At 61.5% G+C, this 14045-nt stretch carries 11 protein-coding genes; 4 read left to right on the plus strand and 7 right to left on the minus strand.

Annotated elements, in window-relative coordinates:
* Positions 1-7 precede the first annotated feature (7 nt).
* From ppnN to ACOI6Z_RS06325, 4 genes are all read left to right on the plus strand, one after another.
* A complete protein-coding gene (gene ppnN, locus ACOI6Z_RS06310) occupies positions 8-1375 on the plus strand; it encodes a nucleotide 5'-monophosphate nucleosidase PpnN (RefSeq protein WP_023290840.1) in 1368 nt (455 codons plus the stop codon).
* A 500-nt stretch (positions 1376-1875) separates the two neighbouring features.
* Complete coding sequence (locus ACOI6Z_RS06315; RefSeq protein WP_023290841.1) at positions 1876-3165, plus strand: HAAAP family serine/threonine permease; 1290 nt, start codon at positions 1876-1878, stop codon at positions 3163-3165.
* Positions 3166-3230: 65 nt separating this feature from the next.
* Positions 3231-4598: an L-serine ammonia-lyase gene (locus ACOI6Z_RS06320; RefSeq protein ID WP_065812352.1), complete on the plus strand. Its 1368-nt coding sequence runs from the start codon at positions 3231-3233 to the stop codon at positions 4596-4598.
* A gap of 130 nt (positions 4599-4728) precedes the next feature.
* Entirely contained in the window at positions 4729-5670 is a 942-nt protein-coding gene (locus tag ACOI6Z_RS06325; protein WP_044524545.1) for an aliphatic sulfonate ABC transporter substrate-binding protein, read from the plus strand.
* Positions 5671-5713: 43 nt separating this feature from the next.
* Here ACOI6Z_RS06325 and ACOI6Z_RS06330 read toward each other — a convergent pair whose 3' ends face one another.
* From ACOI6Z_RS06330 to ACOI6Z_RS06360, 7 genes are all read right to left on the minus strand, one after another.
* A complete protein-coding gene (locus tag ACOI6Z_RS06330; protein ID WP_044524546.1) occupies positions 5714-6937 on the minus strand; it encodes an acyl-CoA dehydrogenase family protein in 1224 nt (407 codons plus the stop codon).
* A gap of 10 nt (positions 6938-6947) precedes the next feature.
* Positions 6948-8369, minus strand: a complete 1422-nt coding sequence (locus ACOI6Z_RS06335; RefSeq protein ID WP_044524547.1) for an MFS transporter — start codon at positions 8367-8369, stop codon at positions 6948-6950.
* Positions 8370-8562: 193 nt separating this feature from the next.
* Positions 8563-9441, minus strand: coding sequence for a MetQ/NlpA family ABC transporter substrate-binding protein (locus tag ACOI6Z_RS06340; protein ID WP_023290846.1), 879 nt, complete (start codon positions 9439-9441; stop codon positions 8563-8565).
* A complete protein-coding gene (locus ACOI6Z_RS06345) occupies positions 9438-10136 on the minus strand; it encodes a methionine ABC transporter permease (protein WP_008806263.1) in 699 nt (232 codons plus the stop codon). Before ACOI6Z_RS06345 ends, ACOI6Z_RS06340 begins: the two co-directional genes overlap by 4 nt.
* Positions 10133-11155, minus strand: coding sequence for a methionine ABC transporter ATP-binding protein (locus ACOI6Z_RS06350; RefSeq protein ID WP_064155026.1), 1023 nt, complete (start codon positions 11153-11155; stop codon positions 10133-10135). The genes ACOI6Z_RS06345 and ACOI6Z_RS06350 overlap by 4 nt, the downstream gene beginning before the upstream one ends.
* Positions 11152-12558 (minus strand): LLM class flavin-dependent oxidoreductase, encoded by a 1407-nt coding sequence (locus ACOI6Z_RS06355; protein ID WP_023290849.1) that lies wholly within the window; start codon positions 12556-12558, stop codon positions 11152-11154. Before ACOI6Z_RS06355 ends, ACOI6Z_RS06350 begins: the two co-directional genes overlap by 4 nt.
* Positions 12559-12631: 73 nt before the next feature.
* Positions 12632-14029 (minus strand): FAD/NAD(P)-binding protein, encoded by a 1398-nt coding sequence (locus ACOI6Z_RS06360; RefSeq protein WP_064155024.1) that lies wholly within the window; start codon positions 14027-14029, stop codon positions 12632-12634.
* Positions 14030-14045: the final 16 nt, after the last annotated feature.

Raw genomic sequence — 14045 nt, forward strand, 5'->3', positions numbered from 1 at the left:
AGTTCACTTGATTACACATGTTAGCCCGCTTGGTTCAATGGATATGCTGTCGCAGCTGGAAGTGGATATGCTTAAGCGCACCGCCAGCAGCGATCTGTATCAACTCTTTCGCAACTGCTCACTTGCTGTGCTCAACTCGGGGAGCCTGACCGATAACAGCAAGGAGCTCCTGTCCCGTTTTGAAAATTTCGATATTAACGTGCTGCGTCGCGAACGCGGCGTGAAGCTGGAACTGATCAACCCGCCGGAAGAGGCCTTCGTTGACGGGCGCATTATTCGTTCCCTGCAGGCCAACCTGTTTGCCGTGCTGCGCGATATCCTGTTCGTGTACGGCCAGATCCACAATACCGTTCGCTTCCCGAACCTCGATCTCGAAAGTTCGGTCCATATCACCAACCTGGTGTTCTCGATCCTGCGCAACGCCCGCGCGCTGCACGTCGGCGAAGCGCCGAACATGATCGTCTGTTGGGGCGGCCACTCGATCAACGAAAACGAATACCTCTACGCCCGCCGCGTCGGTACGCAGCTGGGACTGCGGGAACTCAACATCTGCACCGGCTGCGGGCCTGGCGCGATGGAAGCGCCGATGAAAGGCGCCGCCGTCGGCCACGCGCAGCAGCGCTACAAAGACAGCCGCTTTATCGGCATGACCGAACCGTCCATTATCGCCGCGGAACCGCCAAACCCGCTGGTCAATGAACTGATCATCATGCCGGACATCGAAAAGCGTCTGGAGGCCTTCGTGCGCATCGCCCACGGGATCATCATCTTCCCGGGCGGCGTCGGCACCGCCGAAGAGCTGCTTTACCTGCTGGGTATTCTGATGCATCCGGATAACAAAGCGCAGGTGCTGCCGCTGATCCTCACCGGCCCGAAAGAGAGTGCTGACTACTTCCGCGTGCTGGACGAATTTATCACCCATACCCTGGGCGAATCCGCCCGTCGCCACTACCGGATCATCATCGACGACCCGGCGGAAGTGGCGCGGCAGATGAAAAAAGCGATGCCGCTGGTGAAAGAGAGCCGTCGCGAGACCGACGACGCCTACAGCTTCAACTGGTCGATTCGTATCTCGCCGGACCTGCAGATGCCGTTTGATCCGACCCATGAAAACATGGCCAACCTCAAACTCTCCCCGGACCAGCCGGTGGAAGTGCTGGCCGCCGACCTGCGCCGCGCCTTCTCCGGCATTGTCGCGGGTAACGTCAAAGAGGTGGGCATCCAGGCCATCGAGCAGTACGGTCCTTATAAGCTGCACGGCGACCCGGAGATGATGCGCCGCATGGACGATCTGCTGCAGGGCTTCGTCGCCCAGCACCGCATGAAGCTCCCGGGCGGCACCGCCTATATTCCCTGCTACGAAATCATCGCCTGATTTCCGTCCCGCCGGGGCAGCGCCTGTTGCCCCGGCGGGCACGCTTTCTCTGACTTCCAAAACGCGCTAAAAAACTTTCTGTTACTCATCAAACAGCTAAATTATTTTTACATAGCCAATCGTTTGCGTTGGTAAAAACTGCGACAATTATCACTGCAAAAAATGGTTTTAAGCGCAAAAACGTCGACCACTTCTCTTTTTTACAGTAAATCCCTCGTTATTACGCCCCCCAGCTTTTATCTCATATGCTGCAAATGGTAGCCTGCGCGCCACAAATCGCTGGCTGATCACCAGAAACAGGCTGTTGGACTAAAAATACGCACATTGAAAGTGGATTATTGCATTTGAGATCGCGATCACTGATGCATAAACCATATAAATGTATCTTTCCGGCCCAATTATTACGGAGAAAATTTCTAAAAAAACCGTAATTAAACGAATTTCGTGTTACGCAATTGTATTTGTTCATTAGATTTTGTTGATTCCTCCAGGAGATACAGATGGAAACCACTCAAACCAGCACCATCGTTTCGGGCGAAACCCGCAGCGGATGGCGTAAAACCGACACCATGTGGATGCTGGGCCTGTACGGTACAGCGATCGGCGCGGGCGTCTTGTTCCTGCCGATCAACGCCGGCGTCGGCGGCATGATCCCCCTGATTATCATGGCGATTCTGGCCTTCCCGATGACCTTCTTCGCCCACCGCGGTATGACCCGCTTCGTGCTCTCCGGCAAAAACCCGGGCGAAGACATCACTGAAGTGGTTGAAGAACACTTCGGCGTAGGCGCAGGTAAGCTGATTACCCTGCTCTACTTCTTCGCTATCTACCCAATCCTGTTGGTCTACAGCGTGGCGATCACCAATACCGTCGAAAGCTTCATGGCGCACCAGCTGCACATGACGCCGCCGCCGCGTGCGATTCTGTCGCTGATCCTGATCGTCGGTATGATGACCATCGTGCGTTTCGGCGAGCAGATGATCGTGAAAGCGATGAGCATTCTGGTGTTTCCGTTCGTAATCGCCCTGATGATTCTGGCGCTGTACCTGATCCCGCAGTGGAACGGCGCGGCGCTGGAGACCCTCTCCCTGAGCGGCGCCTCCGTCACCGGCAACGGCCTGCTGATGACCCTGTGGCTGGCGATCCCGGTCATGGTCTTCTCTTTCAACCACTCGCCGATCATCTCCTCCTTCGCGGTTGCCAAGCGTGAAGAGTACGGCGAAGGCGCCGAGAAAAAATGCTCCAGCATCCTGGCTCGCGCCCATATCATGATGGTGCTGACCGTGATGTTCTTCGTCTTCAGCTGCGTCCTGAGCCTCTCTCCGGCAGACCTGGCGGCGGCGAAAGAGCAGAACATCTCGATTCTGTCTTACCTGGCGAACCACTTTAACGCGCCAATCATTGCCTGGATGGCGCCGATCATCGCGATGATCGCCATCACCAAATCCTTCCTCGGCCACTACCTGGGCGCCCGCGAAGGCTTTAACGGCATGGTGATTAAGTCCCTGCGCGGTAAAGGCAAATCTATCGAAATCAACAAACTGAACAAGCTGACCGCGCTGTTCATGCTGGTGACCACCTGGATTGTCGCGACGCTGAACCCGAGCATCCTCGGCATGATCGAGACCCTTGGCGGCCCGATTATCGCGATGATCCTGTTCCTGATGCCGATGTACGCGATTCAGAAAGTGCCGGCGATGCGTAAATACAGCGGCCACGTCAGCAACGTCTTCGTGGTGATTATGGGTCTGATTGCCATCTCCGCGATCTTCTACTCGCTGTTCAGCTAATTCAGTCAACACCTCCCCCCGCGCCGCTGAACGGCGGCGCGCTTTCCGACAGCACGGGAATACATATGATCAGCGTATTCGATATCTTTAAAATCGGCATTGGCCCTTCCAGCTCCCATACCGTTGGACCGATGAAAGCGGGCAAACAATTCACTGACGACCTGATCGCGCGCGGCCTGCTGGCCGAGGTGACCAAAGTGGTCGTCGACGTCTACGGCTCCCTCTCCCTGACCGGTAAAGGCCACCATACCGATATCGCGATTATCATGGGGCTCGCCGGCAACCTGCCGGACACCGTCGACATCGACGCTATCCCTGGCTTTATTCAGGACGTTAACACCCATGGTCGCCTGATGCTGGCCAACGGCCAGCACGAAGTGGACTTCCCGGTCGATCAGTGCATGAATTTCCATGCCGACAACCTGTCGCTGCATGAGAACGGCATGCGCATCACCGCCCTGGCCGGCGACCAGGCGCTCTACAGCCAGACGTACTACTCCATCGGCGGCGGCTTTATCGTCGATGAAGCGCACTTCGGCCAGACCACCGACGCGCCGGTGGCCGTCCCTTATCCTTATAAAAACGCCGCCGACCTGCAGCGTCACTGCCGCGAAACCGGGCTGTCGCTCTCCGGCCTGATGATGCAGAACGAACTGGCGCTGCACAGTAAAGAGGCGCTGGAGCGACACTTCGCCGCGGTGTGGGAAGTGATGAGCGCCGGTATTGAGCGCGGCATCACCACCGAAGGCGTCCTGCCGGGCAAACTGCGCGTTCCGCGCCGGGCTGCCGCGCTGCGCCGCATGCTGGTGAGCCAGGACACCACCAACAGCGACCCGATGGCGGTGGTCGACTGGATCAATATGTTCGCCCTCGCGGTGAACGAAGAGAACGCCGCCGGCGGCCGGGTGGTGACGGCGCCGACCAACGGCGCCTGCGGTATCGTGCCGGCAGTGCTGGCCTATTACGACAAGTTTATCCGCAAGGTGAACAGCAACTCCCTGGCGCGCTATATGCTGGTGGCCAGCGCGATTGGTTCGCTCTATAAGATGAACGCCTCGATCTCCGGCGCCGAAGTGGGCTGCCAGGGTGAAGTGGGCGTCGCCTGCTCGATGGCGGCGGCCGGTCTGGCTGAACTGCTGGGCGGCAGCCCGGGCCAGGTGTGCATCGCGGCAGAGATCGCCATGGAGCATAACCTCGGTCTGACCTGCGACCCTGTCGCCGGCCAGGTGCAGGTGCCGTGCATCGAACGCAACGCTATCGCCGCCGTGAAAGCGGTCAACGCCGCGCGAATGGCGCTGCGCCGGACCAGCGAGCCGCGCGTCTGCCTCGATAAAGTCATTGAGACCATGTACGAAACCGGCAAAGACATGAACGCCAAGTACCGGGAAACCTCTCGCGGGGGGCTGGCGATGAAGATTGTCGCCTGCGATTAACCTGCTGGCCCGCCGCACGTCGCCGCGGCGGGCTCTCCCCCCCATTTTTGTTATATCAATTAAAATTTAGTTATTTAATGGTTATAAGCGCTGTTTGTTACCTTACGCAAAACGCTAAGGAGAACAGACAATGTCCAACCGATTCCGCCCCGCGTGGCTGCTGGTCCTCGCCGCCCTTTCCGCCTCCGCGCTGGCCAAAGCGCCGGAGACCGTCAACATCGGCTATCAAAAGGCGAACATCTTCGCGCTGCTGAAATATCGCGGCACCCTGGATGAAAGCCTGAAAAAACAGGGTATTGCCGTACGCTGGGTCGAATTCCCCGCCGGGCCGCAAATGCTGGAGGGGCTCAACGTCGGCAGTATCGATCTGGCCGCGACCGGCGATGCGCCTCCGGCCTTTGCCCAGGCGGCGCAAGCCGATCTGGTCTACCTTGCCCATTCCCCCGCTAACCCGAAAACGGAAGCCATTGTGGTGCCTGAACAGTCGGCAATCCACAGCGTGGCCGACCTGAAAGGTAAGCGCGTGGGGCTGAACAAGGGGTCTGACGTCAACTACCTGCTGGTCGCCGCGCTGGAAAAAGCGGGCCTCAGCTATAAAGACATCACCCCGGTCTATCTTCCGCCAGCGGACGCCCGCGCCGCTTTCCAGCGCGGGGCGATTGATGCGTGGGTGATCTGGGATCCGTTCCTCGCGGAAGTGGAAACCAACGCGAAAGCCCGACAAATACGCAACGCCGAGGGGCTGGTGCCGCACTACACCTTCTATCTCGCCAGCCGCAAGTTTGCGGATACCTACCCGGAGACGGCAAAACAGGTGGTGGATGAGCTGGGTAAACTCAGCGCGTGGGCGAACAGCCATCAGGACGAGGCCGCCGGCCTCCTGTCGACCTCAACCGGGCTGGATAAAGCCATCTGGCTGAAGACCCTGGCCCGCCTGCCCTACGGCGCCGAACGCATGACGCCGGCGGTGTATAACGAACAGCAGGCGCTGGCGGATACCTTTACGCGCATCGGCCTGCTGCCGGTGAAAGTCGACGTGCGCAGCGCCACCTGGTCGCTGGATAAACCTTAGTTTTCCCGGCGGCGGGAGGCATAGCCCCCCGTCGCCGACGGGCTTACCCCACCGTTTTCTCACCATTGCCAATCTGCCAGATAAAGGTCGGCGCTTCACCGTTCACCAGCCAGTTTCCGATATTGCGCGCCTTGTAAATCACCGGATTATGCGAGGCGACCGTCCGCGCATTACGCCAGTGACGGTCCAGCGCCAGTCGGCTTCGCGTATCCGACGCCCCAAGGGCATTGAACAGCTCCGTCGCTGCCCGCGGGATCCAGTCGCTGGCGATCACCTGCGCCTGCGCCGCTTCCACTTCCGCCAGCTGGTTACGCCGGGCAATCAACGCTTCGTCGTCGCTGACGTGCGCCACATAGGCCTGCTGCAGCGATTCCGCGGCCTGGAGGACCGCGGCCCGGGTCGCCCATGCCCAGCTGCTGATCTGCCCAACCACCTGCAGAACCTGGGCGTCATCGCGCGGTACGGCGGCGTTGCCGTGGCTGTACATCCGGGAGCGGTGTTTGACGCCCTGTGCGGCATCCCGCTCAACCGCCAGGCCAATGCCCGCGAGGGTCGCCAGCAGCACATGCTGGTAGAACGCGGTTTGATAGCGAAAGCGCTGGGCAAAATCGTAGACGTGGTCGGCTTCCACCCGGGCGCCGGTGAAGCGGGTGGTCCCGCTGCCGGTCAGCCGCTGGCCAAAGCCATCCCAGTCGTCTTCCCGCGCCACGCCGGGCTGTTGGGTGCTGACCAGGGCGATCACATCGCCACCGGTATCACTGCGCCGGGCAAACACATCGATCCAGTCGGCGTACAGCGCGCCAGTGCTGTAGAACTTCTCGCCGTCGAGTCGCCAGCCGTCCTCTGCCGGCGTCACCCGGGTGTTCACCTCCCCCAGCTTAACCGCGCCGATCTCCGTCCAGCCGCTGCCCACCAGCTCGCCGTCGAGGAAGCGACGAAACCAGCGGTCGCGCCCGGCGGAATCCGGCTGATTAAGCTGATCTTCCACAAAGGCAAAGTGCGCGCGCAGGGCCTGCGGCAGGTTAGAGTCCGCTTGCGCCAGCTCAATCAGCAGCGCGCTGAGCTGCGGCAGCGAAGCGCCCCAGCCGCCCTTCTCGCGCGGGATACGCAGCGTGCCGAAGCCCGCTTCTTTCAGCCAGCGGATCGGCTCATCGGGCAGAATGCGCTGCTGTTCGCGCTCCGCAGCGCCCTGGGCGATACGGGTGAATATCGGGCGGAAGGCGGCCGCCAGCGCGTCATAATCGGTGCCAGTGGAGAGCAGGGTCATTGTCAGTTCCTTATTCATGGAGTGCGTCGATATCTTCTCGCGTCGGTTCATGACGGACCGCCAGCAGGAAGAAAATGGGAATAATGGCGGCAAGCGAGACCACCCAGAACATCTGCGTGCCGAGCGAGGCCTGCAGCAGCGGCAGAATAAACAACGCCAGCGCGCTGCCGATCCCGGAGAGTGCCCGGCTGAAACCGACCCCGGTGGCGCGAATGGCAGTAGGATAGGAGAGCGCCGGGTAGATCATCAGCTGCGCCCCCGGGCCAAACCCTTCGGCGAACAGCCACAGCCCCAGCATCGCGATAGCCAGCACGATACCTGCCGTCGCGTGCGGTTGCCCCACCAGCGCCAGCACAATCAGCGCCACAAACTGCAGGGCGAAGCCGGCTATCGCCACATGACGCGAAGGATATTTCCACGCCAGATGCATACCGAGCAGCCCACCGGTAAAAGCAAACAGGGCGTTCAGCCCCAGCGATGCCGAAATAGTTTCGAAGACGCCAGCCCCGAGGAACTGGGCAAGAATTGACGGCAGGAAAAAGGCAATCGCCGTGTACTCGAAGGAGATACAGATATTCATCACCCCGGCGACGATAGTCCGCTCGCGGTAGGGTTTTTCGAACAGCACGCGGAAGCTCACTTTCGGCGCCGGCGCCGGCTTCGCCGCCGGGACCTCATGGGCATGGATCCCCCAGGAGTCGCGTAAAATACGCACCGCAGAGGTCAGATCGCCCTGGTTCGCGGCCCACAGCGGGGATTCGTTCATAAACCGGCTGCGGACGGCAATAATCAGGAGTGCCGGCACGGCGCCGAACAGCAGGGAGGCGCGCCAAAGCCAGTCCAGATGCTCCTGCGGCAGCAGAAAATAGAGGCCGAAGATAATGAGAAAGCAGACGGTCGAGGCGGCGTACCACATCGGGCACCACGCCGCGAGGCGAGCCGCTTTATTGCCTTTGCCGGCAAAACGGGAAAACTCGGCAAGATAGGACATCGCCACCGGCAGGTCGATGCCGACGCCGATGCCCATCAGGAAGCGGGCGCCAATCAACACCCAGACGTTCGGCGCCAGCCCGGCGGCGATAGCCGAAATAACAAAAAAGAACATATCGGCCATAAACACCGAATAGCGACCATATTTATCGGTCAGCCAACCGCCGATGATATTGCCGACGATGGTCCCGACCATAATGGAGGAGGTCACCAGGCCGGTCAGCAGCGGCGAGAGCCGAAATTCACGCACGACGTCATCAATACCGTAAGAGAGCGTGGTTAAGTCATAGGCGTCGAGAAAAACGCCGCCCAGCGCGAGGAACACAATCATCCGCGCATATTTCGCCTGTTCCCTGCCGGAATTAATTAGCCGCGCCACATCCCCGACGCTACTGACCGGTACCGAAGCGATACCGGGATTATCCACTGGTAATGTACTCATTTTTTCACCTTATTATTTTGTGCAGGTCATCAGCGGTTATAAACCTCGAGCGGCGACAATCAAAACAACAAATCATGCTATTAAAATCAACATAATCAATAAGTTAATTTAAAACACCAGCACAAAAAGGACGCGCTTTCGCGCATCCTCAAGGGAAATAAATAACAACGAAAATAGACGTCGTGCAGGACGATTATTCCGCCGATACCGGAACTAATACATCTTTTACCAGCGGGTCATCGGTGGTTTTTAACCACGTCTGGATCCGCGGGTCAGAAAAAGCCTGTTTTAATTTGACGATATTTTCCTGTGATAAATACGGTGTACCAATCACTAATTGCGAAGCAAAGGTGCGCGGCGCCGGCGGGAATAATATGCCTTTCTCACGCGGTACTTTCCCGGCGTCAAATTGCGAGACATAGCCGATGGCGGCATCCACCGAATTTAACGCCCGCGGCATGGTCAGCAGATCCAGCTCTTTAAAGACAAACTGATGCGGGTTGCCGACAATATTTTTCAGCTTCGCCGTGCGCGGCTCCACCGCCGGGTCGAGCGAGATCAACCCAATGCGCTGCAGCAGCCACAGAGCCTGCCCCTGATTGGCGCCGTCGTCAGGCACGACGATGGTCGCGCCGTTGGGCAACGCCTGTACCGACGAGAAGCGGTCGGAATAGATGCCGAACGCCCACTGGAACACCGGCACCGTAGTCGACAACGCAAAGCCGTTGGCGTCCACCACCTGCTTGAGCCACCACTGATGCTGATAGATCGTCCCGGCATACTGTCCTTCCGCTACCGCGCGGTCAGCTTGTACCGGATCCTGCACCCCCACGGCCTCCAGCTTCAGGCCGTAATCGGGCGCAATATGCTGATTAATATACTCAATGATCCGCTGCTCGCCGGCCATCGCCGGCTCGTAGTGAATTTTTAACGTGCTGCCGAAGACCACCTGCTGGCTTTGGGTATGCCCCCGCCACCACCAGAAAGCGATGGCGAGCAGGATAATCACCGCCAGCGCCGCCAGCCAGGGCCAGCGCCGTGCTTTACGTAACTCAAATTGCTCTGTTGTCATACAAGGTTCCCCTGCGTGTGGCGTAAACGGTTGACCAGGCGGTCACCCAAAAATTGAATCAACTGGATCGTGGCGATCAGGGCAACGATCGTCGCGATCATGATGTGGTTGTCGAAGCGCTGATAGCCGTACACCACGGCCAGGTAGCCGATGCCCCCGGCGCCGATGGTCCCGGCGATAGCCGAATACTCAATCATCGAGACCAGGTTTAGCGTCACCGCCGCCACCAGCGCGGGCAAGGCTTCACTGAGCTGCGCGCTGGCAATGATTTGCCAGCGCGACCCACCGCAAACGACGCCCACCGCGGTGACCTCCGCCGGCAGCTCGCGCAGCGCGTTCTCCACCAGACGGCCAAAGAACGGGACGCCGGCGGCAATCATCGGCACCACCGCGGCGGGGATGCCAATCGTGGTTCCGGTCAGCCAGTAAGTGAACGGGATAATGGCGGCCATCAGCACCAGAAACGGCAGCGAACGTCCCATGTTGACCACCCAGTTCAGTAGCCGGTACAGCAACGCGTGCGGAAATAACCCCCGCGGCGAGGCGTTAAACAACACTACCCCCACCAGTCCTCCCAGAGTGACGACAAACAGCATGACAATGGCCACCATCAGCCAGGTTTCGCCATAGGCGGGGAGCAGCAGCGAAGGAATTTCGCCCCAGGGGGTGTCCTGGCTGATGACTGTCGGTTTCATACCGCCTCCCTGAGCAACGGCGCGCTGTCGAGGATCTCCGCCGTCATGCCGAGCTGCGCCAACAGGTCCTGCAGTCGCGCGGGCGACAGGCGTTCGCCCTGAAAGCGCACTCCGGCCTGCAGGCGACCGGCCAGCCTACCGTTAATCACCTCGACGTGGCCGCCAAGGAGATCGATCTGCAGCGCCCACTGCTGGCTCAGGCGGCTGATCCAGTCGGTAGCCACCGGTACATCCCAGCGGTAGCTCAGACGCAGCAGCAGATCGCTGTGGGCCGCTGCCGCCGGCGTCAGCGGCAACAGCTGCTGGCCAAGCAGAGAATCGGGACGCGCCAGCAGATCTTCGATCCGCCCGTACTGGACGATCGTCCCGTCGCGGATCTCCGCCACCGCATCCGCCGCCGTGCGCACGGCGTCCATTTCATGGGTGATCAGGACGATCGCCAGCTGATACTCGTCGCGCAGTCGCTTGAGCAGGGCCAGCACCGAGGCCGTGGCCTGAGGATCGAGCCCGGAGGTGGCTTCATCCGCCAGCAGAACCGACGGGCGCAGCGCCAGCGCGCGGGCAATGCCGATCCGCTGGCGCTGGCCGCCCGAGAGCTGGGACGGCCAGGCATCCGCTTTGTGGCTCAGGCCGACGCTCTCCAGCAGCTCGCCAACCCGCGCCTTGATATCGCGCTCCACCACGCCAAGCCACGCCAGCGGCAGGGCGACATTCTGCCAGGCGGTCCGGCGGCTCAGCAGTGCGGAGGACTGGAATACGGTGCCAATCGCCCGCCGCTCCCGGCGCAGCGCCTCGCCGGACAGCGCCGACAGATCCTGGCCGTTGATACGAATGCTGCCGCTGTCCGGGCGCTCCAGCAGGCTGATGCAGCGCGCGAGAGTTGATTTACCGGCGCCGCTCGGCCCCACCACCGCGGTGATGGAGCGTTCAGGTACCTGCAGCGACAGCCCTTTCAGCACCGCGCTGAGCCGGCCATCCGCCGTGCGGTAGCTTTTATGCAGGTCATCGATAGCGATCATGTCACCTTCTCCTCTACCGAGGCCGCCGTGCGCGCATCGCGACGGTAGCTGACACCGGGGTGAGGCGCGGCCAGACGCGGACCGGCGCCGAATAGTTTTTCACGCAGGGTCCCCTCGCGGTACTCTTGCTTAAAGACGCCGCGCTTTTGCAGCTCAGGCACCAGCAGCTCAACGACGTCGCGGAAGGTTTCGTGGGTGACGGCATAGGCGAGATTAAAGCCATCGACGTCCGTCTCTTCGACCCAGGACTGCAGTTCGTCGGCCACGGTTTGCGCGCTGCCGACCACCAGCGGGCCGAAGCCGCCGATACCGGCCCAATCGGCCAGGGCCTGCACCGTCCACTGCCGGTTCGGGTCCGCAGTGGAAAAGGCCTCCACCGCCGACTGAATAGCGTTGGTGTGCAGGTACTTCAGCACCTGATCCGGCTGATACTGGCCGAAATCGATCCCCGTCCAGCCGGAGAGCAGCGCCAGCGCGCCTTCATAGCTGACGTACTGCTTATATTCCTGCCACTTCGCCTGCGCCTCGCGGTCGGTGTCGCCGACAATCACCGTCTGCAGGTTAAAGATCAGAATGCTGTGCGGATCGCGCCCCGCCTCAGCCGCCCGGCGGCGAATATCCGCCACCGTCTTCTTCAGCAGCACCTTCGACGGCGCAGCCACGAAGACGCATTCAGCATGGCCGGCGGCGAACTGTTTGCCGCGGCTGGACGCTCCCGCCTGATAGAGCACCGGCGTGCGCTGCGGGGATGGCTCGCAGAGGTGGATCCCCGGCACGGAAAAGAACTGCCCCTGATGGTTAATGGGATGGATTTTCCGCGGATCGCTGAAGATCTTGCGCTCTCTGTCGCGCAGCACCGCCCCGTCCTCCCAGCTTCCCTCCAGCAGTTTGTAGATCACCTGCAAATACTCATCGGCATAGTCATAGCGGGTGTCGTGGTCGGTCTGGGTTTGCTGGCCGATATTGCGCGCCCCGCTCTCCAGATAGGAGGTGACGATGTTCCAGCCCACCCGCCCTTTGGTCAGATGGTCGAGCGTCGACAGACGACGGGCGAAGGGATAAGGATGCTCAAACGACAGCGAAGCGGTCAGGCCGAAGCCCAGATGCTCCGTCACCAGCGCCATCGGGGTGATCAGGGCCAGCGGATCGTTGACCGGGACCTGCGTCGCCTGGCGGATCGCCGCGTCGCCGCTGCCGTTCAGCACGTCGTAGACGCCAAGCACGTCAGCGATAAACAGTCCGTCGAACTTGCCGCGCTCCAGCAGTCGCGCCAGATCCACCCAGTACTCCAGATCTTTATACTGCCAGGAGCGATCCCGGGGATGCGCCCACAGGCCCGGCGACTGATGGCCGACGCAGTTCATATCGAAAGCGTTAAGACGAATTTCACGTTGTGATGACATAGCAATCTCCATAGCGCGGCCCGTCGCCGGGGCGCACGCGGCAAAATGAATCAGGGAAAAGAAAGAGAGGAATTCAGTACGCAGGACATCGGGAGTCCTGCGGGATCCCGAGCGTGAGTAACGCTTGCGCCGCCACGTCAGCGGCATGGTCGGCTACCTGCGGCAGGCCCATCAGTTCGCCAAAACGCCCGCGGGCGGCGGGACCGGCCACCAGCACCGGCGGCGCCTCAACGTACGGCTCAGCCACTGCCCGGGAACGGCTGTCCACCTCCAGGCCCATGCCGAGGGCATCGGCGCGAATAAGGCCGCGGCGGGCAAGGTCCTGTAAAAATGGCTGGCTGTCGGTCAGGGCGCGGTGCGCGGGTCCGGTGGTCAGGATCAGGTGATCGACCCTCAGCGTCTGCACGCCGCCGCCGCGCCGCGCCAGCGTCAGCCGCAGCGTCTCGCCTTCGCCGCTCATCGACAGTAGCCTGGCCGCCTGAACCTGCAGACAGCCCGTGCGCTGGCGCGCCTCCAGCACCTCGGCGACCTGCGGCGCCACGCGGTAGCGGTGGACATCCCAGTAATGGCGCAGATGGCGCAGAAAACGCTGGCGATCGGAGTCGCTGAGCGCCTGCCAGATCCGCTGCCCCTGTTGGCGGACCGCATCCAGCACCACCTGCCAGCTCAGGCCCTGCTGCGCCGCATACGCCACGTCGAGGCGGATCTGGCGCAGGCGCTGACGCAGGCTGCCCTGCTGATAGTCGCCAGGCCAGGCTGCTCCCGCGCCGCTGAGGTTGCCACGCGACAGCAGGCCGTGGCGCGAAAAGGCGACGATACTGCCGCGGTGGCCCAACCGGTCCAGCGTCGCGACCGTATCGGCCATGGTTAATCCGGTGCCCATCACCGCCACCCGGGCGTGCGGGGCGATGGCGTCGAGCGCGCCGGGCTGCCACGGGTTGGCAATCAGCGCCGGATGGTGCCGCCAGGCTTCGGCCTCCGCCGGCAGCGAAGGCGGTGGATGACTGATCGCCAGCACCAGCAGGTCGGCCTTAAGCTGCAGGCCGCCGTCGGTGGTCACCGTCCCCTGATGAAAAGCGAGCGCCCGATCGCGCAGGTGGCGAAGCCGTCCGCCGCTGGCTGCCGCGGCGTCGGAAAAACGTTGTGCCACATAGCGACCAAACTGGCCGCGCTGAGGATAGACGGAACCGTCCGGACGCAGCGCCTGCGCATCGACGGCAAAGGCAGGCTGACGTCGGTACCAGCGATCGAAGGCGCCCTCTTCATCACCGGTCAGCTGCATACGGGCGGCCGGGACGTTAATCCGGTGCGTCGGCTCCGCGGTGGAGTAGGCCACCCCGGCGCCGGGAGTCTGGCGCGGCTCCAGCAGCGTCACGCGCACCCCGTCCGGCGCCAGGCGCAGCAGCTCAATCGCCACCGCCGCGCCGCTGAAGCCGCCGCCGATAATCACGATATGCGGTTCTGCACTCATCGCTGCCCTCCTCCGG

It is taken from the genome of Klebsiella sp. C239, assembly GCF_048822715.1.
GTDB classification, from domain to species: domain Bacteria; phylum Pseudomonadota; class Gammaproteobacteria; order Enterobacterales; family Enterobacteriaceae; genus Klebsiella; species Klebsiella quasipneumoniae.